Below are 24,846 nucleotides of genomic sequence, written 5' to 3' on the forward strand. Positions count from 1 at the left end.
TCCCGCGGAATGCATGTTTTCTTTACCCCCCTGTGTCATTACGATACGAGGGTCCATTTTCAGCCTCCTGCGCGGGGGTAAGACAAGCACAATTATAAGCCCCCGCGGCAGCTAGTACAGGGTAGCGAAGGCATGGCGAAGAAACCAACAACGACCAGAACTCTCGACAGCGACGTAGCCAGGGAACTCGAAAAAGCGCTCGATCTTGACCTGAGCGGCGATACCGATAGCGGCGACCTCGATATCGCGGCCTCGATGGAAGATCTGGAAGCGCAGATATCACAGGCGGCCGACGAACTGGCACGCGAGGGACGCAATCAGCAGCCGGCGCCCGTCGTCAATCAGCCCCAGGCCGCGAAGCCCGCGCCAAACGCCAAGCCGGCCGAACTTCGCCCGGTTGAGACGCGCAATGGTGGCCAGCCCGCCGGCTTCGCGCCAGCCAACGACGATCGTCAGAAAGATTACAAGACCCTTCTGCACAGCCTGAACAGGCGCGCCTCCAACACCATTTACTGGGTCATCGCCTTTGTCTCGCTTGCCTGGATCGCGGGCGCCGGCGGACTGGCGAACCTGCTTTTTGGACCGAGCATCTGGCGGATCCGCACGCTGGACCAGTTCTTCGCCCGCCCCGAACTGATCGGCCTTGCCGTCGCGGCTATCGTGCCTGTCATCCTGTTCTGGGCCTTCGCGACGATGATTCGCCGCGCTCAGGACATGCGCATCGCCGCGCAATCGATGACGGAAGTGGCCTTCCGCCTGACCGAGCCGGAAAACATGGCCCAGGATCGCGTCATGATGATCGGCCAGGCCGTCCGCCGCGAGGTGGCTGCCATGGGCGAAGGCATCGAACGGACCCTTGCCCGTGCCGTCGAACTGGAGACGCTGGTCCACAGCGAGGTCAACCAGATCGAGCGCTCCTATTCGGAAAACGAAACCCGCATCAGGTCGCTGGTCGACGGATTGGGCAGCGAACGCGAAGCAGTGGTCACCCATGCCGAACGCGTCCGCGCCTCGATCTCCGGCGCGCACGAGACGCTGCGCGATGAAATCGGCGCGGCAAGCGACATCATCCGTGACAGCATCCTCAACGCGTCGACCAAACTGTCGATGACGATCACCAATTCCGGCGACACGCTGATCGACCGCATCAACGAAAGCTCGATGTCGATCTTCGATTCGGTGGAGGGCCGGCTCGACAACATTACCGACAGGCTTTCAACCTCCGGCGAGGCTTTCGCCAGCCTGCTCGACACCCGTATCGCCAAGCTGACGGACACCACGGACGGCTTGACCCGTTCGTTGACGGACCTGCTCGACGATCGCACCACCGGCATGGTGTCGCTGCTCGGCGGCGCCGCGCGCACCCTCAATTCCGAGTTCGAGGCCAGCCTCAACGGCATCGAACGCACCTTGGCCGAACGCGGCCAGGCGCTGATCAGTGAATTTCAGACCCGCGCCGAAGCGCTGGACACCGGCACCCAGAAGCTCAATGCCGCGCTGGAAGCCCGCGCCCGCCAGATCAATGAAACGCTGGTCGAGCGCGCGCGCGAAATCGCCCACACCTTCGCCGAGAGCAAGGACACGCTGTCGGCCATGATCGATCAGGGCAAGACCCAGATCGGCGCCGACATGGCCGACATCGTCACCTCGACCTCTTCCATGCTCGAAGCGCGCGCCAGCGATTTCGCCGGCCGCATGGAGGCAGCCCGCCACGTCGTGTCGCGCTCCTTCGATGCCGACATCCAGCGGCTCGCCGACGCGCGCGTCGGTATCGAAGAAGCCGTCGAAAACCATAGCCGCAAGCTCTCCGAGAGCCGCGAGCGCATGGCGGCAGCCATGCAAGCGGACCTGGAGAAATTCGACGAAGGCCGCGCCGGCATCGATGCGGCGGTGACCAACCAGGTGCAGAGGCTGGCCGAAGGCCGCAGCCTGATAGCGCGTGCGCTCGAAGAAGACCTGCGCAAGGTCAACGAATCGCGTGCCGCCATCGATGCGTCGCTCGGCAGCCACCTCGAAAGGCTGGAAGAAGGCCGCAACCGGCTCTCACTGGCTCTCAACGAAGACTCCGGAAAATTGGTGCAAGCTCGTACCATCATTGATGAAATGGTGGCCGGGCATGTTGGAAAACTGGCCGAAGGCCGCAACATTTTGTCGCGCGCCTTGGAGGCCGATCTCGGCAAATTGTCCGAGAGCCGCGCCGACATTGACGGCCTTGTCGCCGGCCAGGTCGAGAAAATCGCCGAGGGCCGCGCGGTGCTCGCCAAGGCGCTGGAAAACGACATTGCCGGTATCAAGAACCTCATCGAGGCGCATTCGGCGAAACTGGCCGAGGACCGCACGCAGCTTGGCCGTTCGCTCGAAAGCGACCTGTCGGGGATACGCGGGCTGATCGACAGCCATTCGGGACGCCTGGCGGAAGACCGCGGCCTGCTGTCGCAGACGCTCGAAGCCGACCTCGCCAAGCTGGCCGAAAGCCGCTCCAGCATCGACGGTCTGGTCGCCGGCCAGGTCGAGAAGCTCGCCGAGGGCCGCGACATCCTCAAGCGTGCGCTGGAATCCGACCTCAATACGATCAAGAACGTCATATCAAGCCAGTCGGACAGGCTGGCCGAGGATCGCGGGCAGCTCTCACGTGTTCTGGAAGCCGATCTGCAGAATGTGAACAGCGTCATCGCCGACCACATGAACAGGCTGGTTCAGGATCGCTCGACCTTGTCGAAGGCGCTGGAGGACGATCTCGCCAAGCTGGCCGAAAGCCGCTCCGGCATCGACGGTCTGGTCGCCGGCCAGGTCGAGAAGCTCGCCGAAGGGCGCGATATCCTGCGCCGCGCATTGGAAGCCGACCTCAGCACGGTCAGAAACACCGTTGCCGACCAGTCCCAGAAGCTGGTCGACGACCGCGCCCAGTTCGCCCGCGCGCTGGAGGCCGATCTCGAAACTGTCAACAGACTTGTCAACAGCCACTCGGACCGACTTGCCCAAGAGCGATCGACACTGTCAAAGGCGCTTGAGGCCGATCTCGAGGCTGTCGGCAGCCACGTCAGCAGTCACGCGGAACGGCTTGTGCAGGAGCGTTCGACCTTGTCGAAGGCACTTGAGGCCGACCTTGAGACTGTCGGCACCCACGTCAACAATCATGCGGAACGGCTTGTGCAGGAGCGTTCGACCTTGTCGAAGGCTCTCGAGGACGATCTTGCCAAGCTGGCCGAAAGCCGCTCCAGCATCGACGGTCTGGTCGCCGGCCAGGTCGAGAAGCTTGCCGAAGGCCGCGATGTCCTCAAGCGTGCGCTGGAGGCAGACCTTGCCAAGCTGGCTGAAAGTCGCTCCAGCATCGACGGTCTGGTCGCCGGCCAGGTCGAGAAGCTCGCCGAAGGCCGCGACATTCTCAAGCGTGCTCTCGAAGCCGACCTCCAGAAGCTGACCGAAAGCCGCGGCGATATCGACGATATCATCGCCGGACATGTCGGCAAGTTGTCCGAAGGCCGCAACATGCTCAGCCGCGCGCTGGAAGATGATCTCGGCAAGCTCGCCGAAAGCCGCAAGGAGGTCGATCGTTCGCTGTCCGGCCACATCGACCAGATCGCGGCCAGGAGCACGGACATTTCCGCCGCGATCGCCGCCGATGTCGACAAGATCGAGCAGGCGTTCAGCCGCCAGACCGGCATCATCGAGGAACGCGCCGGCACCATGGAGCGCGCGCTCTCGACTGGTGTCGACAACGTCCGCAACGTGCTCGAGAAGAGCGCTGTCTTCGTCGCCGGCGCATTGCGCGAAAAGGTGTTGGAAGTCACCAGCACGCTGCACGAACAGGCCGGTGCCGCTTTCAGCGACGCCGATCGCAAGATCGCCGAGCGCGCCGAGCAGACGTCCGCCGCCCTGCTGGCCCGGGCCGAAGACATCGCCCGCACCTTCGAGGAGGCCGATCGTCGCCTCCACGCCCGTGCGGAGGATACGTCGAACGCCCTGCTCGCCCGCGCCGATGACACCTCCAGCTCGCTGCTGGCCCGTGCCCACGAAACCGCCGATCAACTCGCTGCCCGCGCCGGCGAGATCGCCGGCACCTTCGACATGGCCGACCAGAAGCTTGCCGCCCGCGCCCAGGAAACCGCCGATCAGCTGGCCGCCCGCGCAAGCGAGATTGCCGGCACGTTCGACGCGGCCGACCAGAAGCTGGTCGCCCGTGCCGTGGAAACGGCGCAGTCGCTGGCCGCCCGCGCCGGCGACATCCTGCGGAACTTCGAAAGCGCCGACCAGCGGCTCGGCATGCGCATCGGCGAATCCGCCGAGGCGCTCGCCGCCCGCGCGTCGGACCTCGGTCGTATCTTCGATGCCGCCGACCAGCATTTGGTCTCGCGCATCGCCGAGGGTTCGGACGCGCTGTCCAGCCGGGCATCCGAAATCGCCCGCATCTTCGACGACGCCGACCAGCGCCTGGTTTCGCGCATCGCCGACAGCACCTCGACGATCGGCGAGCATGCGCAGACCATTGTCGGCGCCTTTGCAAGCACCGAGCAGCGGGTCGCCGATCGCGCCCGCCAGACCGGTCAGGAGCTGGCCGTGCACGCCCGCGAAATCGAGCAGGCGCTTGCCGGCGCCGACGAGCGTCTTGCATCGAGCGCGGCGGCAGCGGCCGCCCGTGTCGAAGAACAGATCGCTGGGGTCGAAAACCGGCTCGCCTACACCACCGAGACGATGGGCCAGAAGCTCAATGAGCAGGTGTCGAGTGCCGAGGCACAACTCGTATCGCGTGCCAATGTGATCGCGGAAACCTTCACCGCGGTCGGACAACATATCGGCCAGAGCACCAATGACGCGGCCAAGACGATCGGCGCCAACACCCGCGAGCTCAACACCATGCTCGCGGCGCGGTCGGCCGAGATGTCGAAGATCCTCGACGAAACCGCGCGGCCTTTGGTCGAGCGCTTCGCCCAGGGCGGCTCGGAACTGCAGAAGAGCATGGAAGAGGTCACGGAACGCGCGACCGAGAAGCTGCGCAGCGAGAATGCAGCCCTGGTCAACGCACTGGCCAGCCGCACCGCCGAAACCTTGTCGGCGGTCGAAGGCGCCCGCTCGTCGCTGTCCGACAGCGTCGCCGATCTGATCGGCCGCATGACCAAGTCCAGCTCGCAGCTCGGTCAGCTGATCGAGCAGGCCGCGGTCAACCTCGGCGAGGTCGACGAACGTCTGACCGGCAGCACGCAAAGCTTCGCGGCGACCACCGAAAAGGCGGCGCAGACCTTTGCCAGCTCGGCGCGTCTGGTCGATTCCAACACGACGAGGCTGACGGAACTGTCGTCGTCGACCTTGCGCGAAGTCGCCTCAATCGCCACCAAGTTCGATGAACACAGCCGCTTGCTGGCCAGCGCCTCGGACCTGTTGAGCTCGGCCCAGAGCAACCTCGAACACACGCTGGAAAGGCAGTCCTCACTTGAGGACCTCGCCGTCGGCCTGGTCAAGAAGTCGGAAGATCTCGAACGGGTCATGCGCTCGTTCGAAAATCTCGTCGGCCAGACCCTGCAGAACGCCGAGGGCAAGACGATGGAGTCCGCCGACAAGATCCGCAACGCCATCACCGACGTCGTCGATTCGGCAACCAAGCGTTTCGCCGATGCGACCGAGGAGATGCGGCGCACCGCGGGCTCGATCAAGAGTGAACTCGACCTCACCCGCGCCGAGCTCAAGAAGGGCGTCATCGAGATGCCGGAAGAGGCAAAGGAGTCGACATCGGCCATCCGCCGCGCGGTTTCCGAGCAGATCAACGCCTTGAAGGAGCTTTCGGACATCGTGGCGAAGTCCGGTCGTGGCAGCGACACTTCAGAACCGCGCCCCTTGCGTCCTGCGCCGCAGGCGCCGGCCGCACGCGCCGCCGAGCCGCCCCGTCGCGCCCCGGCACCGCAGGCGGACCTGCGCCCGCCACAGGCCCCACTGGGCGGCGCGGGACTGCGCGGCACGCTCGATCTGGAGCGCCCGGCTGAGGCAGCACCGCGCCAGCGTGCCACCGACGCCACTGCCCGCGCGCCGCAAGGCGGCTGGGTGCGCGATCTCTTGACCGCGGCGTCGAACGATGCCGAGCTCAGGCCGGCGGCTCCCCAGGCGCCAGCGGAAGCCCCGCGCGCGGCCCCTGCCCAGCGTTCGCCGGCACATGTCGTGGAATCGCTGAACTCGCTGTCCGTCGATATCGCGCGGGCCATCGACCACGATGCCTCGATCGAGCTGTGGAACCGCTACCGCCGCGGCGAGCGTGACGTGTTCACGCGCAGGCTCTACACGCTCAAGGGCCAGCAGACGTTCGATGAAATCCGCCGCAAGTACCAGGCGGAGGCCGAATTCCGCACCGCCGTCGACCGCTATTGCGACGATTTCGAGAAGCTGCTGAAGGATGTCTCGCGCAACGACCGCGACAACATCATGGCGCAGACCTATCTCACGTCGGACACCGGCAAGGTCTACACCATGCTGGCCCATGCCAGCGGCCGCCTGCATTAGGCGGTCGACAAGCCAAACCGAAAGAGGCGGGGGATTGTCTCCCGCCTTTTTCGTGAAGGAACTGACTCGCCACCCGGAGACGGATCCGGGTTTGATCTCGCTTTCCGGAACCGGATCCTGAGTTGTGAAGACGGCAATCATCTTCGACTGCGAATTTCTCTGCCTTGAGGGATCACAACGCCGATTCTGGTGCGCGGCCCATGATCTCGATCCGATCATTGCGCAGATCGGCGCGGCAGGCTCGGCCTCGAAGGTGATTCCCCGTGCTGGGCACGCACAAGGCCTATATCAGACCGGTCGACCGGTTTGGCGAGCGGTACACGCTCGATCCGTTCTTCACTGGACTGACCGGCATCACCGAAGAAATCATCGAGGCCGAGGGCATTGCGCTGAAAGACGCCCTGGCCGGCGTCGATAGGTTTTCCGCCGGAGCGCGGCTGTGGTCCTGGGGCAAGGACAAACTGAACATGATCGCCATCAGTTGCTATGTCGCGGGCATCAGGCCGCCTATCCCGGCCACCCGGTTCGACAATGCGGTCAAGCTGCTGGTCGCGGCCGGCATGCCGATCGAGGACCTGGCAAGGACGCCGAGCAACAAGCTTGCGGATTATCGAACATCCGCCACTGCAGGGGCATGACGCGCTCGACGATGCGCTGTCCGTAACCTACACCCTGCAGCACCTGAAGACTGGAAAGCTGCGGCCGGACACCTTCGACCGTCCGTAACCCGGAAGCGTTGGTGGAATCCCGGCGCGCCTGGCGCTCAGATCACCGAATCGGTCCAGCGAACGACCTGCTTGGCCGCATCGCCGAAGGCGGCGTCGAGCGCGCCGACATAGGCCGGGTTGCCGCTCCCCGAAACGGGTGCCAATGCGGTGAAGCTCTTGGAAGCCTTCACTTCCCCGTTGCGGTCGTTGAGCAAGCGCACGAACAGGTTGACCTCGGCATGTTCGCCGCCATTGACGCGCACTTCGAAGGACCGAACCTCGACGATGACCTGATAGTCGATCGCCAGCCCCTCGCCCGGCTTGCCAACGCCGGCAAAGCTGCCCGAGCGCTGGAATGTCTCGGCCAGCCGCGCCTGCACGATCAGCGGCAGGCGGTCGGCCCATTGCGCGCCCTTCAGATACTGGATCGAGCCGTCGGAGGGTTTGATGACGATGTTCTGGCTGTCCAGTGCCTTCAGCGCCGAAGGCTGGGCGATCAGGATTTGCTTGCGGCTGTGGCCATGCGCGTCGACCGACGGCGCCGACAGTTCGAACGTGTCGAGCGGTGCCGGCTTGCCGCCGAGCGCCGCGCAGCCGGCAACCGCCAGGACAAGCAGCACCGCAGCCGATTTCAACCCGCCCGTTCCAAGCCTACTCAATCTCACGCGTGATCCCCGTTATCCCCTGATCGCAAGATCAACCCGCATTCACGAGCACTGTTCTTGCGGCGGGCCGATGCCGAAGTCAACGCCGCGCCCTGCCGTCGAACTGCCGAACCTCGCCGTCGCCGCCCGAAAGGATGCGCTGCGGATTGCGGCTGAGATCGGTCACCGCCTCCTCGATGCGGTTGATCGAGCGGCGGCTATCCTGCACCAGCGCCTCGACATTCTGCAGTCCCTGGCCCGAGAAGCGCGCCAGATTGTCGGTGATGACCCCAAGCCGGGCATTCAGCGTATCGGCGACCTGCTTGAACGATTTCAGCGTATCCCTGGCGTCGGCCATCACGCCGTCGGCCTGGCCCGAGCCGAGCAGCTTGTCGACCTTGGCGAGAATGCCGTCGACCCGCACAGAGGCGTCGTTGAGCCGTTGCGCCAGCTGCCTCGCGTCCTTGATCGTCTGGTCGATGTCGTCAGCCCGATTGGCGATCTTGCCGGTCACCTCCGCGATATCGGCAGCCGCCTTGTTGGCGCTGTCGCTGGCCTTCTGGATGTTGGCGAGCGCTTGGCGCACCTGCGCCGGATCGATGCCGTCGAGCACGCCATCGACCTTGGCCAGCGTGCCTTGCGTCTGCTTGGCGAAATCGTTGACCGATCCCACCGCCGTATCGACATTCCTGATCACACCGTCCAGCTGCTGCGAGGTTTCCTTGAGGTTCCCCGTCACCGCATCGACATTGGCAACGATGCTCTTGATCTTGTCCTTGTCGACGGCATTCAGCAGGCCTTCCGCTGCCTTCAACGTGCCGTCGAGCTTGCCTGAAACGCCTTTCAGCTCATCGGACAGCGCGCTGACGGCGGACAGGAATTTGTCGATCCCGTCGGAATTCCTGGCCAATGCGTCGGAAAACGTCTGGACGTTCTGGACGGTCTGCGTCAGCGGCCCTCGCACATCCTTGGTGAAGCCTTCCAACTCCGTCAGCACCTTGTCGGCACGGGTGAAGATGTTTTGCGCCGTCTGCAGCAGATTGGTCACGGCAGAAGGATTGGCGACGATCTCGGCGACCTTGCCTTCCTTCTCGGCCTGGTCGAGCAGCTTGACTTCCTTGGGGTCGGCGCCCTTGAGTTCGATATTGGCCTGCCCGGTGAGGCCGGCGAGGCCGATATCGGCCTGCGTCGACTTGGTGATCGGCGTCATCCGGTCGATCTCGGTGTCGGCGATGGCGACAGTCGGATTGTCGACGTCGATGTAGACGCGCTTGACGTCGCCGACCTTGACGCCGTTGAACAGCACGAAGCTGCCGCGGCCGAGACCAGAGGCCGAGCCCGGAATGCGCACCCGCAGCAGCGTCGTCTCGCCCCTGTCGCCGATCGCCGCCGTCCAATAGACGAAGGCGAACGCCGCCAGGATCGCAACCAGCGTGAAAATGCCGACAATGACGTAGTTGGCTCTGGTTTCCATTGCTTCACTTATGGCTATGCACGTGCGGCAAGATCAAGTTGCCGTGCGCGTTTTCCGCGGAAATAGGATTTTACCCACGGCTCCTCGCTCTTCAGCATGTCGTCGATCGTGCCTTCGACCAGCACCTTTTTCTTGCCGAGCACCGCCACGTGGTCGCAGGCGGTAAACAGCGTGTCGAGGTCGTGGGTCACCATATAGACGGTCAGGTCCATGGTGTCGCGCAGCTTGACGACCAGTTCGTCGAACTCGGCCGCGCTGATCGGATCGAGGCCGGACGTCGGCTCGTCGAGAAAAACGATGTCGGGGTCGAGCGCCAGGGCGCGGGCAAGTGCCGCGCGCTTGATCATGCCGCCGGAGAGTTCGGAGGGAAACTTCTGCGCCGCATCCGGCGGCAGTCCGACCAGCTCGATTTTCAGCAGCGCCAACTCGTCCATCAGCTTTCTTGGCAGATCGAGATATTCGCGCATCGGCACCTGCACGTTCTCCATCACGGTCAGCGCCGAAAACAGCGCCCCATGCTGGAACAGAACGCCAAGACGCATGTCGATGCGCAGCCGCTCGAGATCGCTTGCCTTGTCGACGTCGACGCCAAACAGTTTGATTGTTCCCGACTGCTTGGGCATCAGTCCGAGAATGGTTCGCAACAGCACGGACTTGCCGGCGCCCGAGGCACCGACGAACCCCAGTATCTCGCCGCGCTTGATGTCGAGCGACAGTTTGTCGAGGATCAGCTTGTCGTCGATGGCAACGGTGACGTCGTGCACCGAAAGCACGATTTCGCTCTCGTGCGGCGCCTCAGTCGTGATTCCGTTTCCCTTTGCCATGTTACTAGAACTGGATCGCTGCGTAGAACATGGCGAAAAGTCCGTCGAGAATGATGACGACGAAGATCGACTTCACCACCGAAGCGGTCACGTGCTGCCCGAGCGATTCGGCACTGCCGCCGACCTTCATGCCCTCGACTGAAGCGATCGTGCCGATGATCATGGCCATGAACGGCGCCTTGATCAGCCCGGCGAAAATCGTGCTGAGATCGATTGCGACACGCAACCGGTCGATGAAGGCAGCGGGGGGGATATCGGAGTAGAGCCAGGCCGCGACAATGCCGCCGCCGAGCGCGGCGAAATTAGCGATGATCGTCAGACAGGGCAAGGCGATCACCAGGGCAACCAGACGTGGAAAGACCAGGACGCCGATCGGATTGAGGCCGATGACCTTCAGCGCGTCGACCTCCTCGCGCATCTTCATCGAGCCGATTTCGGCGGTGATCGCGCTGCCGGAGCGGCCGGCGATCATGATTGCCGTCATCAGCACGCCGAGTTCGCGCAGGATCAGCACGCCGACTAGGTCGACGACGAAGATGTCGGCGCCGAAATAGCTCAGCTGATAGGCACCCTGCTGGGCGACGATGGCGCCGACGATCGCCGACATCAGCACCACCACGGGGATAGCGCCGACGCCCATGCGATCGATCTGGTTGAAGATCGCCGCCGGATTCACGGCATGGCCACGGCCGAGCTTCATCTGCGCGCCGCGGATGGTGGCGCCCAATATGTTCATCGAGGCGAGGAAATCGTCGCGCATCTCGTATACGCGCCGGCCCACCGCCTCCAGTGCCCGAATGACAATGTTGGGTGGTCCCGCCGGTCCGGCTTCGGGTTCGCGCCGGACGGCCTCGCTCACTGCTTCGAGCAGGATGGAAGCGACGTCACTTTGGCCTTGCAGCCTTACCTCGACATTCTTCTTCTCGAAGACGCTGACCAGCCGGTCGATCAGCCAGGCGCCGGCGGTGTCGATCTTCTCGATTTTCGAAAGATCGAGCGCCAACATCTTGAACCCGCTTCGTTTCTCGATCTTGCGCATCTCGGCGTCGATCAGCGCCACCGTCCGCGTCGTCCAGATGCCGGAGAACGCACAGCCGAGGACCCCATCCTCCTCGCCGACCGCGACGCGCGGGTCGTGGTCAGTCCCCGAGGCGGTCGTGCCGCTTGCGTCGCGTTTGCCGATGGTCAACATGGCGTCCTGTTTAGCCTGATGGGTCCGACCTTGTCGATTTGCCGACAACCCTTCTCGCATAGCCGGAGCAGAAAAATATGGCGCGTGTCATTTCGGTCGAGGCCGAGCGTTTTCCGATCGCCGGGACCTTCACCATTTCGCGCGGCTCCAAGACAGAGGCCGAGGTCATCACCTGCACGATCAGCGACAACGGCCATGTCGGTCGCGGCGAATGCGTTCCCTACAAGCGCTATGGCGAGACCATGGACGGCGTGAGCGGCGCGATCGCGGCGATGCGCGACCGGATCGCCGGCGGGATGGACCGTGCCGCCCTGCTCGACGCAATGCCTGCCGGAGCGGCGCGTAACGCTGTAGACTGTGCCCTGTGGGACCTTGAAGCCAAGATCAGCGGCAATCCGGTGGCGAACGCAATCTGGCCGGCCCCTTTGCATCAGCTCGAAACCGCCTACACGCTGTCGCTCGGCGAACCGGAGGCGATGGCTGCGCAGGCCCGCGCCAATGCCGGCAGGCCGCTGCTGAAGGTCAAGATCGGCGGCGACAACGACGCCGCCCGCATCCAGGCGGTGAGGCAGGCGGCGCCCGGGAGCCGATTGATCCTCGATGCGAATGAAGGCTGGACCGACGACAACATCGTCGCGAATCTCGCTTTTGCCGCGAAGCAAGATATCGCCTTGATCGAGCAGCCGCTGCCGGCGGGCCGTGACGGCATCCTGCGCCACATAGCCCATCCGGTGCCGATCTGCGCTGACGAGAGCGTCCATGAAGCAGGAAACCTCGAGGCGCTTGTCGGCCTCTACGACGCTGTCAACATCAAGCTCGACAAGTCCGGCGGGCTGACGGCGGCGCTCACCTTGCGCGACCGCGCCCGTGAGCTGGGTTTTGGCATCATGGTCGGCTGCATGGTCGGCACGTCGCTGGCAATGGCGCCGGCGGTGCTGCTCGCGCAAGGAGCGGATTTCGTCGACCTCGACGGTCCGCTGCTGCTTGCCCGGGATCGTGTGCCGGGTCTCGTTTACCAGGGATCGCTCGTCTCACCCCCGGACCGGGCTCTGTGGGGCTGAGCGCGCGGCAAACCCGATCAGCATAAGGCCGACGATCGCGATCGGGATCATCGCCAGGAATCCATCGACACCGAGACGGTCATAGAGCGGGCCGGAAACAAGCGTAACGGCGGCCATGAAGAAGCCGTTGAAGAAATAGGCGATGCCTTGCGCGGCACCCGTGCGCTCTTCGGAGACGGTCTCGCCGATCATTTTCTGCAGGCCGATCAGCACCATTGCGACAGACACCGAATGCAGCGACTGCACGGCAAAGAAGCCGGCGATGCCGAGGCCGAGCGGCCATATCAGTGGAAAGATGATCCAGCGCACAACGGAGCCGACGCCGGCAATCACCATCACCTTGACGACAGACACGGAGGCGAAAATGCGATTGAAAAACAAAAACATGCAGACTTCCGACACCACGCCCCACGCCCACAGCAGGCCGACAACGGAATCGCTGATGCCGATCGATTTCCAATAGATGGAAACGAAACCGTAGAGGAAGGCGTGGCTGGCTGTAATGATGCCGACGCCAAGGGTGAAGGAGAGGAAATAAGCGTTGAACAGGCTTGGCGCCGCATGCTGGATTTCCACTGCCGACAGCGGCGAGGCCTTTCGCGGCCGTCCCATGCGCGGTGCCAGCAGGCCTGCGATGAGTGCCGCGCCAAGGGCAAGGAATATGATCACCGGGACGGCTCCAGGGCCACTGGCTGCCAGGATGAAACCGCCCGCGACATTGGCCAGGAGATAACAGATCGACCCCCATTTGCGCATGCTCGCATAATTGGCCCCGAAGCGGCGCACACCCGAAAGCGCCAGCGAATCGGCGATCGGCGAATGTGGCGTCCAGACAATGGTCAGCACCAGCGACACCGCCAGCACCGTCGCGTATGTCGGGGTCAGGAAGTATCCCGCGGACAGCAGCAGCGATGCGGCGACGAGCACGACATAGACATCGGCGCGGTCCCTGGCTCGATCGGCAAGTGTGGTCAGCAGCGGCGTCGTTACGACGCGCAGGAACATCGGCGCCGCCAGGATGACGGCGATCTGCTCGGCATGAAACCCCTTGGCCTGCAACCAAAGCGGGAAATAGGGCAAATGGGTGCCAAGCGATATGAACAACGTGCCGAAGATCAGGCTCATGCGCAGTTCAAAACGGCTCGGCTTCACGAGTTGTTCGGGCGAAAGCGGTGGCAGCGGCATGAATCGATCCAATGACGCTGCGCTCAACGACCGGCGAGCAGCGCAAGCCGATCCTTAACATGAGCAAAAAGCGGGCGAAACCGGCTGGACCAGTCGATTAACACCAGAAATTGCAGGGCCGGCTTCCGCCTCAGGCCGCCTGCACCACCCTGTCCTCGATCAGCAGCGGGATGAAGGGCTCGTCAAGCGCTTCAGGCAATACATGCGCCCAGGTCAGGATTTCCATGCGGCCGTCGAAATGCTCGACCACGGCGGTGCAGCTCTCCACCCAGTCGCCGGTGTTGATATATTGTACGTCCCCATAGCTTTCGATGGCGGCATGGTGGATATGCCCGCAGATGACGCCGTCGACATGCGAGCGTCGCGCTTCCTCGCTGAGCACTGTCTGGAACGAGCCGATGAAGTTCACCGCCTTCTTGACCTTGACCTTGGCCCAGGACGAAAACGACCAGTAAGGCAGGCCGAGCAGCTGGCGCAGCCGCGTGATCACCCGGTTGACCTGCATGGCGGCGTCATAGGCATGGTCGCCGAGATAGGCGAGCCAACGCTGGTTATGGACTACGGTGTCGAACTGGTCGCCATGGATGACCAGCAGCCGCCGGCCATCGGCGGTTTCATGGATGGCGCGGTCGGCAACGACGATGCCGCCGAAATGCACGCCCTGGAACTGGCGGGCGAATTCGTCGTGATTGCCGGCGATATAGGTGATCGAGGCGCCTTTGCGCGCCTTGCGCAGCAGTTTCTGCACGACGTCATTGTGGCTTTGCGGCCAATGCCAGCTGCGCCTCAGGCGCCAGCCGTCGACGATATCGCCGACCAGATAGATGATGTCGGCATCGTGGTAGCGCAGGAAGTCGATCAGGAAATCGGCCTTCGCCGCCTTCGAGCCCAGATGGACATCGGAAATGAACATGCTGCGGAAAGTGCGGGGCTCTTGGCCTGACATCGCGGATTCACCCTTGCTTTCGAGCAGCCTATGCCCCGATTCATGCAACAACCGTATGACGGTTGCGATTGGTCCAGCGCTGGCGCTAGCCTGCCGGGCAAATCAAAGGAGAAAATCGTCATGGATCTCGGTATCCGCGGAAAGAAGGCCATCGTCTGCGCTTCGAGCAAGGGGCTTGGCCGTGGCTGCGCCATGGCGCTGGCCGAGGCGGGCTGCGACATCGTCGTCAATGGGCGCAATGCGGAGCTGGTCGCGAAAACCGCCGCGGAACTGCGCCAGCGCCATGGCGTGACGGTGACGGAAGTGGTCGGCGACGTTTCTAAGCCGGAGATACAGAAAGCGCTGCTCGCCGCCTGTCCGGAACCCGACATCCTCGTCAACAACAATGGCGGACCGCCATTGCGCGATTTCCGCGAACTCGATCGCGGAAAAATCCTCGAAGGCGTGACCCAGAACATGGTGACGCCGATCGAACTGGTGCAGGCGGTCATTGACGGCATGGCTGCGCGCGGCTTCGGGCGCATCGTCAACATCACCTCGCTATCGGTCTACGTCCCCATACCCGGCCTCGACCTGTCATCGGGCGCGCGCGCCGGCCTGACCTCGTTTCTCGCCGGCGTGGCGCGCACGGTGATCGAGCGCAACGTGACCATCAACAGTCTCTTGCCCGGCAAGCTCGACACTGACCGACTGCGCGGCCCGCATGAGGCTGGCACGCCAGAGGATCCCAAGGCGGCCGCGGCGCGCAAGACCCGCATCAGTGCCGACGTGCCGGCCAAACGGCTCGGCACGCCGGAGGAATTCGGCCAGATCTGCGCCTTCCTCTGCTCGGTCCATGCCGGCTACCTGACCGGGCAGAATATACCCGTCGATGGCGGTCTCTACGTCAGCGCTTTCTGACCGAAATGTCGGCAAAGCGGCGCGAAACATCCGGCATGTAACAGCCGTAAGTGTCTGACATCTAGAGATTTTCGATGCGCTGGCGCTTAAAGATGCCGGCGCGTCAATTAGCGTCGCGAAAAACCTTGGCCTCATGCTAAAAGGACTCCCGAAGCAGGTTTCGAGGAGCGGCCGCATGGAAGGCGAGAACAAGAAAACGGCACGTTCGGACCTCGACGAAGCCGCGCTCTATTTCCACAAGCACCCGACGCCGGGAAAGCTCGAGATCCAGGCGACCAAGCCGCTCGGCAACCAGCGCGACCTGGCGCTCGCTTATTCGCCCGGCGTGGCGGCGCCTTGTCTTGAGATCCGCGACAATCCGGCAACCGCCGCCGACTACACGGCGCGCGCCAACCTCGTCGGTGTCGTATCGAACGGCTCGGCCGTGCTCGGCCTCGGCAATATCGGGCCCCTCGCCTCCAAGCCGGTGATGGAGGGCAAGGCGGTCCTGTTCAAGAAGTTCGCCGGCATCGACGTCTTCGACATCGAGATCGACGCGCCGGAAATCGAGCGCATGGTCGAAACCGTTGCCGCTCTGGAGCCGACCTTCGGCGGCATCAACCTCGAGGACATCAAGGCGCCGGAGTGTTTCGAGGTCGAGGAACGCCTGAAGGCTCGCATGAGCATACCGGTGTTCCATGACGATCAGCACGGGACCGCCATCATCGTTGCCGCTGCCGTGCTCAACGGGCTGGAATTCGCCGGCAAGACCATTTCGGACATCAAGGTCGTCACCTCCGGCGCGGGTGCTGCCGCACTAGCCTGTCTCAATCTTCTCGTTTCCCTCGGCGTGCGCGTCGAAAACATCTGGGTCACCGACCGGTTCGGCGTCGCTTACAAGGGCCGTGTCGATGAGATGGATCGTTGGAAAGACCCTTATGTGAAGGACACCGACGCGCGCACGCTGGCCGATGTCATCCCGGGCGCCGATGTTTTCCTCGGTCTCTCAGCCGCCGGCGTGCTGAAGCCGGAACTGCTGCAACACATGGCACCGAAGCCGCTGATCCTGGCGCTGGCCAATCCCAATCCGGAGATCATGCCGGAAGTGGCGCGCGCGGCCCGTCCGGACGCTATGATCTGCACCGGACGGTCCGATTTTCCCAATCAGGTCAACAATGTGCTTTGCTTCCCCTACATCTTCAGGGGTGCGCTCGACTGCGGCGCCAGCGCCATCAACGAGGAGATGAAGATGGCGGCGGTGCGGGCCATCGCCGCCCTTGCCCGCGAAGAGCCTTCCGATGTCGCCGCGCGCGCCTATTCCAGCGAGACGCCGGTCTTCGGACCCGAATTCCTGATCCCCTCGCCCTTCGATCCGCGCCTCATCCTGCGCATTGCGCCGGCGGTGGCCAAGGCAGCCTGCGACACCGGTGTGGCAACACGGCCGATCACCGACTTCGCCGCCTATATCGACAAGCTCAACCGCTTCGTCTTCCGCTCCGGCCTGGTGATGAAGCCGGTGTTCTCTTCCGCCAAGGCCTCCAGCGCCAAGCGCGTCATCTACGCCGACGGCGAGGACGAGCGCGTACTGCGTGCCGCCCAGGTTGTGCTTGAGGAAGGCATCGCGGAGCCGATCCTGATCGGCCGCCCGCACGTCATCGAGGTCAGGCTGAAGCGCTATGGCCTGCGTATCAAGCCCGGGGTCGATTTCGGCCTGATCAACCCGGAGGACGATCCGCGCTACCGCCACTATGTCGACCTCCTGATCGAACTCGCCGGCCGCCGCGGCGTGACGACGGAGGCCGCACGCACCATGGTGCGCACCGACAACACGGTGATCGCCGCACTTGCGCTGAAGCGCGGCGATGCCGACGCCATGGTCTGCGGCCTCGAAGGCCGTTTCGAGCGGCATCTGCGCAATGTGACGCTGATCATTGGGCCGCGCACCGGCATCAAGGACCGAGACCTGTCGACGCTATCCATGCTGATCTCGCAACGCGGCATCATCTTCCTCACCGACACCCACGTCTCCGTCGACCCGACGGCCGACGAGATCGTCGAGATGACCGTGCTGGCGGCGGAAGAAATCCAGCGTTTCGGCATCGAGCCGAAGGCGGCGCTCTTGTCGCATTCGGATTTCGGCTCGCGCGATTCGCCGAGCGCGCTGAAGATGCGTCAGGCCGCGGCGATTCTGGCGCGCATCGCGCCGGAGCTGCAGTGCGACGGCGAAATGCACGCCGATTCCGCTTTGTCGGAGCATCTGCGCCAGCGCGTCTATCCGCATTCGCGCCTGAAGGGCGAAGCCAATCTCCTGGTGTTCCCGAACCTCGATTCGGCCAACATCACGCTGACGGCGCTGCGGGCCATGATGGATGCCTTGCATGTCGGCCCCATCCTGCTCGGCACCGACAAGCCGGCGCACATATTGACTCCCTCGGTGACCTCGCGCGGTGTGGTCAACATGACGGCGCTGGCGGTGGTCGAAGCCGCGCATAAGGCCCAGGCGATCGCCAATCTGGACTGAACCGGCGGTCGCGATCGGATTGATCCGGCCCCGATTGAGGTGTGGTGGCGACGCGCCACGGACCGCATTGGCGGGATCGAATGTTGCGAACCGACAACTCTTAACCGAGTAATCCGGCATCGGACGAATGCGGATTTCTCGGACCGGGTCAATTTGATATGGTCACACCGTCTGATCGGGCGGTGAAAATGTCATGAGAGCCCTGTTGCTCGCTTCGGCAATGCTGACTGTGATTGGCGGACAGGCGTTCGCCGCCGACGCCGTCGGGCTGGGCCCGGCCGCGCATGACTGGTCCGGCGTCTATGTCGGCGGGCATCTCGGCTATGGTTTCGGCAAAACCGACGCGACCTACAACCTGCCAAATACGCCAGCGATCCGGGGCACGCAGGACTACGACATCGACGGCTTTCTGGGCGGTGTCCAGATCGGCTACAATTACCAGGTCAATTCCGCGGTTCTGGGGATCGAGGCCGATATTTCGGGCGCCGATATCAAGGGGCATTCCGACGAGGTCAATGTCGGCGGAGGCGATGTCTACGACACCAAGGTGGATTGGTTCGGATCGATCAGCGCCAGGGCAGGCTATGCGTTCGGCAGCACCCTTGTCTACGGGACCGGCGGCCTCGCTATCGGAGGTGTCGAGAACCGGTATCTCGATGGCCCCGCCGACAGCTATTCCGAAAAGAACACCAAAACTGGCTGGACGATTGGCGCCGGGCTGGAGCAGGCAATCACCGATCATTGGTCGGCAAATGCCGAATACCAATATGTCGACCTGCGGGATCAGACGATCAATTACGCGCCCAACTCCAATACGACTTTCGACAACACGTTCAGTACGGTCAGGATCGGGATGAACTACAAGTTCTGACGGCCCACCCTGCCATTGCCGGACTGATTGGCACATAGAATGCGCGCGGCTTTCAGCCGGCAACTAAGCAACTTCCGAAATGGACGATTAACCGCGAACGGGGTAGCCTTGGCGACCACAGGCAAGCGGGATCGAGGCGGATGGCGAGCGGAGGTTTGAAGCAGGCGCATGCTGCCGTGCTGCTTGGCCTTCTGCTGTCCGGCACGGTGGTCAGCGAGCCGCGGGCCGCTTCGCGGGTCTGCCGTCAACTGGAGGCCGAGCTCGCCGCGGCTTCGCGTGGCGGCGGCGGTCCGGCAATGATCCGCAAATACGATGCGGCCATCGACCGGCAGCGCGAACAGATCTCCAAGGCCCGCAGCCAGGCGGACAATGCCGGTTGCGGGTTTTCACTATTTTCCCGCAACATCAACCGGTGTGCCGGGCTCAACGCCACCATCGAGCGCATGAGCGCCAATCTCGACAGTCTGCAGGCCAAGCGCGCCCAACTCGCCGGCGGCAGTTCACGCCGCGACCGGGGCCGTATCCTGGCGGCGCTCGATGCCAATGACTGCCGTGACGATGCGGTGTCCTCCCGCCGCGAGCCTCCGCTGGAAGCGAATCGTGAAGATGGAGGCAATGCCAATCTCTTCGACCAGCTTTTCGGCGGCGACGACCGCCAGATCGATACATTGGACCAGCCTGACGATTCCGGGGAGGAACGCGATGTCGGCCGCGTCCTGAACCAGCCCGGCAGTCCGGACGTTGCGAGCAGCGGCGGCGAGTTCCACACCAGTTGCGTGCGCACTTGCGACGGCTATTTCTTCCCCATGTCGAACGCCGCCTCGGCCGGCGATTTCGAGCGCGACCAGAAGAATTGCGAATCGGCCTGCCCCGGGACCGAGATGCAGGTCTTCTATTCGCGCGGCATGGACGATGATTCGGCATCGATGATGTCATCGGTCACCGGCAGGCCCTACGGCGAATTGCCGACCGCCTATCTCTACAAGCAGCCCGACATGTCGCGGCCGCCCGCGTGCGGCTGCAACGCCGCGCAGAATTTCCAGATCATTGGCGGCAACTCGCCAAGCCCCCAACAGTCACAGCCCGAACCGGAAGCGGCACCGCTCGTTCCGGTGCCGGCCTTAAAGCCCGATCCGGGTGCCGACCCGGAGACCCTGGCCAACAGGGACGGCGGGCTCGACCGTGAGGCCATCAAGCGCCTCTCGGCCAAGCCTGTGACATCGCCGGTTTCTGCCGTGCCTCCGGACCAGCGCAAGGTCAGGGTCGTCGGGCCAACGTTCCTTCCCGACCCATCAGGGGCAATAGATCTGCAAGCTCCGGCCCCGAAGGCAGTCCAGTAAGGGCAAGCCTGAGCGGCATGAACAGCGCCTTGCCCTTGCGGCCGGTCGCTTCCCTGATCTTGCCGGTCCAATCCTTCCAGACCGTCCCGTTCCACGGCTCCTCAGGCAGGAGATCGAGCGCCTGGTGCAGAAAATCGCGGTCGTCGTCGGAAAAGTCGGGCTTCTCCCGCGGCCCTTCGCGCAGGACGCGCCACCAGGCAACCGCATCGGCTAGTCGGTCGAGATTGCCGCGCACCGCCAGCCAGAATGGTTCGGCCTGTTCGCCGGAAATGCCCAGCACCATCAGCCGGTCCCGCGCCTCGTCGAACGGCATGTGATGCAGCAGCACCCGGTTGAGCACGAACAATTCGGCCGGATCGAACTTGGAGGACGATTTCGAGGTCGCGGCCGGGTCGAAATGGCCGGCGAGTTCGGTCAGGTCATGCGCGGCCGCGACATTCTCCGACGTGCCGACCAGTACGGCCAGCGAAGCGACGGCCATCGGCTCGATGCCGTCTTCACGCAGGCTCTCGATGGAAAGTGCGCCGGTGCGCTTCGACAGCCCCTCGCCCGAGACGGTGGTCAGGAGATTGTGGTGGCCGAAGACGGGCGGCTCGGCACCCAGCGCCTTGAACAGGGCGATTTGCACGCCGGTATTCGTGACATGATCGTCGCCGCGGATGACATGGCTGACACCCATCTCCATGTCGTCGACGACGGAGGGCAGCGTGTAGAGATAGGTGCCGTCCTCACGCACCAGCACCGGATCGGACAGCGAGGCCAGATCCACCATCTCCTCGCCACGCACCAAATCGTCCCAGCGGATCTCGGTGCGCTCCGGCTGCAGCGGATCGCCGGAGAAATTGGGCAGCAGGAAACGCCAGTGGGGCCGGCGTCCATCGGCCTGATATTCGGCCACCTGCTCTGTCGTCAGCGCCAATGCCTCGCGGCCATAGACCGGCGGCAGGCCCCGCGTGCGGCGCACCTTGCGCCTGAGATCGAGTTCTTCCGGCGTTTCGTAGCAGGCGTAAAGAACGCCCGCCGCCTTCAGCCGCTCCACCGCCGCGTCATAGATTTCGAAGCGCCGCGACTGATACTCGGTGGCATCCGGGAAAATGCCCAGCCAGTGCAGGTCGTAAAGGATGGCGTCGGCGAATTCCTGCTTCGAGCGGGCGATGTCGGTGTCGTCGAAGCGCTGGATGAAGCGGCCCTTGTTGTTGAGGGCAAACAGCCAGTTGAACAGAGCGGTGCGCGCATTGCCGATATGGATGCGGCCGGTCGGTGACGGGGCGAAACGAACGGTAACTGTCATGAGCGGGGCGTACCGGATGCCTTTATGATTGACAAGATGCGCCCCCGCGCCGTGCCGCAGACATAGAACATGGCGGCTGGAATGAAAAGACCGGGCCGGCACGCCTCAGCTGGCGCAAGACCCCGCCGTGAGAGGGCAAGCAGCCGGCGGAGCCGACGAATAGACGGTTGAGGACGATCAGCGGCCGAAGTCGTCTGAACTCAGGCGGGTCCAGCGGTCGCCCATCAAGCCGCCGATAGCGATGTCGCCGGAACGGACCGCTTGCGTGACCTCGGCGATTCGCGAGCGAACCATCGTCCCGCCAGCATAGCGGAAGAAGACATTCCTGTAGCCGAAAAGGTGAGGCATGAACTTGCCCTGGGTCTGCCCGGTGATGCCTGCGCAGCCCATATCCCGCGCTGCCGCGACGAGGCCGTCCAGCGTCGCGCCCCAGTGGTGTCCGGAAGCCTGGATTTGCAGCAGGACCGCCATGTCTCCGACCCGGCCGTAAAAGGCATAGCAACCGAGCATTTTGCCTGTCTCATCGTAAGTCCCGCCGAAATGAAGTGGTCCGTCGGCCCGCTTCTCGGCCGCCAGCGCGAGCAGCCGCGGCAGTTCGCCGTCCTTCCAACTCGGCCGAAGAGCGTAATCGGAGAGAAAGGTCGGCAGCCGCTCGGCAAACTGCGCGGCATTGATCGGCTCGGCATGGACCCGATGCGACGATGAAGGCTGGAAAGGCGATCCGAACCTTCGCTTCGCGACAGCGTCGAATGCTCTCGCGCAGGGATCGAGTGCCAAGCGAGGCAGGCCGGGCCATTTACGGTGCAGCGCGGCGGCGGCCATCGCGGCTGGCCGCAAGATGCAGGTCCATCCCAGGCAGTGGACCGGCAGGAGCTGGTATTTCATCGGTCGCGCGAAGGCCAGGGAGACCCGGTTGGCCGAATCCGTCAGTTGCAGATCGAATTCGCCTTGGTGCAAGGCGCGCAGCAATTGCGGTCCTGCCGAGCCATCGTCGGCGCCGGTGTCGGCCATGAACGGACCGATGATCGCCGCATTCAATCCAGCGCCGTTGAACTCGTAACGGGCTTTCAGGACGCCGAGGAACCCGCCCAGATCGCCCTGCCGGTTGATCTGGACAAGAGCGCTGCTCGCACCGGACAGGCCGGCGGGGTCAAGATAGATCTTTCTCATGTATTCGGCCGTCTCCTCGATAGCGCGATCGAGGAGGTGACGGCGGCGGCGGCGAAACTTCGTCAGGAAGAGTGCCGCGACGCGCTCGAGATCTTCGGCGGCGAGTGGCCGAACCGAGCCGTGCTGGGAGTCCAGCACCGACGGGGCCGTCACCTTTTGCGCGCCGGCATTTGCGGAAACGAGATGCATCGTAAACACCGAACAGGTTGCTTTTACAGAGTACAGCAACCAAAAGTGGAAACAACGAATCTCGGCCGGTAACGTAAACAGACGTCCCGCACTCGGGACTTTGGCTTCGCGCTGCGATTGCGAGCGCCACATGGCTCGCCGGCTTATGGCAACCGATAGAGGTGGCCCCCGGCAGCCGGAGGCCACCTCGGATCACATCACGAGGCCCTTGGTAAGTTCCAGCGCCTGGCGCTCGAACAGGCGGCGGTAGATGCCGCCCTTCAGCCGGATCAACTCGTCATGCGAGCCTTCCTCGACGATCTTGCCGCGATCGAAGACCAGCAGTCTGTCGAGCGCCCGCACCGTCGAAAGCCGATGCGCGATGACCAGTGTCGTGCGGCCGACCATCAGCCGTTCCATCGCCTGCTGGATGAGCACCTCCGATTCCGAATCGAGGCTCGACGTCGCCTCGTCCAGGATCAGGATGCGCGCATCGGCCAGGAAAGCGCGGGCGATCGCCACGCGTTGGCGCTCGCCGCCCGACAGTTTCACGCCACGTTCGCCGACCAGCGTCCCATAGCCCTTCGGCAGGCTGGTGATGAAGTCATGCGCGCTCGCCAGCCTGGCGGCATGCTCGATCTCCCCCTGCGTCGCGCTTGGCCTGGCATAGGCGATGTTTTCGGCCAGCGACCGGTGGAACAGGATCGGTTCCTGCTGAACGATGGCGATCTGGGCGCGCAGCGACGACTGGGCGACCTGTGAGATATCCTGGCCATCGATCACGATCTTTCCCGCATTAACGTCATAGAGCCGCTGGATGAGCTTGACGAATGTGGTCTTGCCCGAACCCGAGTGACCGACGAGCCCGACACGCTCGCCCGGCGCGATATCCACCGAAAAGTCACGGTAGAGCGGCGACCGGTGATTGCCGTAGTGAAAGGTGACCTTGTCGAAGGCGATGTGGCCCTGCGTGATGGCAATCGGTTCGGCGCCGGGCCTGTCTTCGATGCCGAGCGGTTCGGACTGGAAATCGACCAGTTCCTCCATGTCGTTGATCGAACGCTGCAGATTGCGGATATGCGTGCCGATATCGCGCAAATAGCCTTGCAGCACGAAGAACGAGGTCAGCACGAAAGCGACATCGCCGGCGCTCGCCTGCCCCCACGACCACAGCATCAGCGCCAGGCCGATTACGGCGGCCCGCATGACCAGCAGCAGCGCCCCTTGCGTGGTGCCGTTGATGGTGCCGCGCACCCAGGTGCGCCGCGTGCGGTCGCGCCATTTGGCGACCACCCTGGCGAGGCGGCGCTCTTCGCGCGCCTCGGCGCCAAAGCCCTTGACCACGGCATTGCAGCTGACCGCGTCGGCCAGCGAGCCGCCGAGGCGCGTGTCCCAGGTGTTCGCAAGCCTTGCCGCGGGCGCGACATAGCCCAGCGACAACATGGCCGTCACCGTGATGAACAGCAGGGAGCCGGCCGCGACGACCACGCCCATCAGCGGCCAGAACCAGCCGAGCAGCAGCGTCGAGCCGGCGAGCATGACCACCGACGGCAGCAGCGCGATCAGGATCGTGTCGTTGAGCAGGTCGAGCGCCCACATGCCGCGCGTCACCTTGCGCACCGTCGAGCCGGCAAACGAGTTGGCATGCCAGTCGGTCGAAAAGCGCTGAACGCGATGGAAGGCGTCGGCCGCGATGTCGGCCATCATCTTGAGTGTCAGCTCCACGATGCCCATGAAGGCAAGATTGCGCAACACGACGCCAGTCAGCGCCAGCGCCATCAAGAAGAAAAATGCCGTCATCGCGGCGTTCCAGGCAATGGCATCCGCTCCGGCGCTGCTGGCGACAGCATCGACCAGCCGACCGGAGTAGAGCGGCGTCAGCACGTCGGCCAGCGTCGACAGCAGGAAACCGCCAATGATGAGCGAGAGCCGCCAAGGCTGACGCCGCCAATGGGTAAGTGTGAAGCCAAGAACGCTGCGAAAGGCGCTCGCGCGCAAATCGATCTTGAAACGAGCCATGATGTCATTCGGACGCAAAACGAGCCCGATCCCAAATAAAGGTCGAAGGTTGAAAAACCGCGCCGGGG

The 24,846-nt window shown here is 63.8% G+C and carries 15 protein-coding genes and 1 pseudogene; 7 read left to right on the plus strand and 9 right to left on the minus strand.

Annotation, left to right across the window (positions count from 1 at the left end; all coding sequences use genetic code 11):
• Positions 1–132 precede the first annotated feature (132 nt).
• The gene (locus LB524_RS15355) at positions 133–6,486 is read left to right on the plus strand and encodes a kinesin (RefSeq protein ID WP_224527836.1); all 6,354 of its coding nucleotides are present in this window, start codon (positions 133–135) and stop codon (positions 6,484–6,486) included.
• A 124-nt stretch (positions 6,487–6,610) separates the two neighbouring features.
• Positions 6,611–7,212: pseudogene (locus LB524_RS15360) on the plus strand (exonuclease).
• 37 nt (positions 7,213–7,249) lie between these two features.
• Here LB524_RS15360 and LB524_RS15365 read toward each other — a convergent pair.
• From LB524_RS15365 to LB524_RS15380, 4 genes are all read right to left on the minus strand, one after another.
• On the minus strand, positions 7,250–7,828 hold the full coding sequence (locus LB524_RS15365) for an ABC-type transport auxiliary lipoprotein family protein (RefSeq protein WP_224527839.1): 579 nt from the start codon (positions 7,826–7,828) through the stop codon (positions 7,250–7,252).
• A 109-nt stretch (positions 7,829–7,937) separates the two neighbouring features.
• Positions 7,938–9,311: an MCE family protein gene (locus LB524_RS15370; RefSeq protein WP_015317667.1), complete on the minus strand. Its 1,374-nt coding sequence runs from the start codon at positions 9,309–9,311 to the stop codon at positions 7,938–7,940.
• 14 nt (positions 9,312–9,325) lie between these two features.
• On the minus strand, positions 9,326–10,135 hold the full coding sequence (locus tag LB524_RS15375) for an ABC transporter ATP-binding protein (protein WP_015317666.1): 810 nt from the start codon (positions 10,133–10,135) through the stop codon (positions 9,326–9,328).
• A 4-nt stretch (positions 10,136–10,139) separates the two neighbouring features.
• Positions 10,140–11,327 (minus strand): ABC transporter permease, encoded by a 1,188-nt coding sequence (locus tag LB524_RS15380; protein ID WP_140664278.1) that lies wholly within the window; start codon positions 11,325–11,327, stop codon positions 10,140–10,142.
• Positions 11,328–11,404: 77 nt separating this feature from the next.
• On the opposite strand from LB524_RS15380, the gene dgcA reads away from it, so the two are divergent.
• Positions 11,405–12,388, plus strand: a complete 984-nt coding sequence (gene dgcA, locus LB524_RS15385; RefSeq protein ID WP_140664281.1) for an N-acetyl-D-Glu racemase DgcA — start codon at positions 11,405–11,407, stop codon at positions 12,386–12,388.
• Here dgcA and LB524_RS15390 read toward each other — a convergent pair.
• Together LB524_RS15390 and LB524_RS15395 are read right to left on the minus strand one after the other, a co-directional pair.
• Positions 12,359–13,573, minus strand: coding sequence for an MFS transporter (locus tag LB524_RS15390; RefSeq protein WP_224527843.1), 1,215 nt, complete (start codon positions 13,571–13,573; stop codon positions 12,359–12,361). The genes dgcA and LB524_RS15390 overlap by 30 nt on opposite strands.
• A 130-nt stretch (positions 13,574–13,703) precedes the next feature.
• On the minus strand, positions 13,704–14,486 hold the full coding sequence (locus LB524_RS15395; RefSeq protein WP_181171109.1) for a UDP-2,3-diacylglucosamine diphosphatase: 783 nt from the start codon (positions 14,484–14,486) through the stop codon (positions 13,704–13,706).
• Positions 14,487–14,639: 153 nt separating this feature from the next.
• Here LB524_RS15395 and LB524_RS15400 point away from each other — a divergent pair, with 153 nt between their 5' ends.
• The 4 genes from LB524_RS15400 to LB524_RS15415 all read left to right on the plus strand — a co-directional run bounded on the left by LB524_RS15400 (position 14,640) and on the right by LB524_RS15415 (position 20,130).
• Complete coding sequence (locus tag LB524_RS15400; RefSeq protein WP_140664287.1) at positions 14,640–15,419, plus strand: SDR family oxidoreductase; 780 nt, start codon at positions 14,640–14,642, stop codon at positions 15,417–15,419.
• 175 nt (positions 15,420–15,594) lie between these two features.
• Entirely contained in the window at positions 15,595–17,919 is a 2,325-nt protein-coding gene (locus tag LB524_RS15405) for an NADP-dependent malic enzyme (RefSeq protein ID WP_224527845.1), read from the plus strand.
• A 193-nt stretch (positions 17,920–18,112) separates the two neighbouring features.
• Complete coding sequence (locus LB524_RS15410) at positions 18,113–18,790, plus strand: outer membrane protein (protein WP_224527848.1); 678 nt, start codon at positions 18,113–18,115, stop codon at positions 18,788–18,790.
• Positions 18,791–18,930: 140 nt separating this feature from the next.
• Entirely contained in the window at positions 18,931–20,130 is a 1,200-nt protein-coding gene (locus tag LB524_RS15415) for a DUF2865 domain-containing protein (RefSeq protein ID WP_224527862.1), read from the plus strand.
• Here LB524_RS15415 and LB524_RS15420 read toward each other — a convergent pair.
• From LB524_RS15420 to LB524_RS15430, 3 genes are all read right to left on the minus strand, one after another.
• On the minus strand, positions 20,048–21,421 hold the full coding sequence (locus tag LB524_RS15420) for a glutamate--tRNA ligase (protein WP_015317657.1): 1,374 nt from the start codon (positions 21,419–21,421) through the stop codon (positions 20,048–20,050). The two genes, LB524_RS15415 and LB524_RS15420, sit on opposite strands and share 83 nt — an antisense overlap.
• Positions 21,422–21,598: 177 nt before the next feature.
• Positions 21,599–22,912: a hypothetical protein gene (locus tag LB524_RS15425; RefSeq protein ID WP_224527864.1), complete on the minus strand. Its 1,314-nt coding sequence runs from the start codon at positions 22,910–22,912 to the stop codon at positions 21,599–21,601.
• Between the two features lie 60 nt (positions 22,913–22,972).
• Positions 22,973–24,778, minus strand: coding sequence for an ABC transporter ATP-binding protein (locus tag LB524_RS15430; RefSeq protein WP_140664290.1), 1,806 nt, complete (start codon positions 24,776–24,778; stop codon positions 22,973–22,975).
• Between the last annotated feature and the right edge of the window lie 68 nt (positions 24,779–24,846).

The sequence above is a fragment of the Mesorhizobium sp. ESP6-5 genome, assembly GCF_020164695.1.
Lineage (GTDB): Bacteria > Pseudomonadota > Alphaproteobacteria > Rhizobiales > Rhizobiaceae > Mesorhizobium > Mesorhizobium australicum.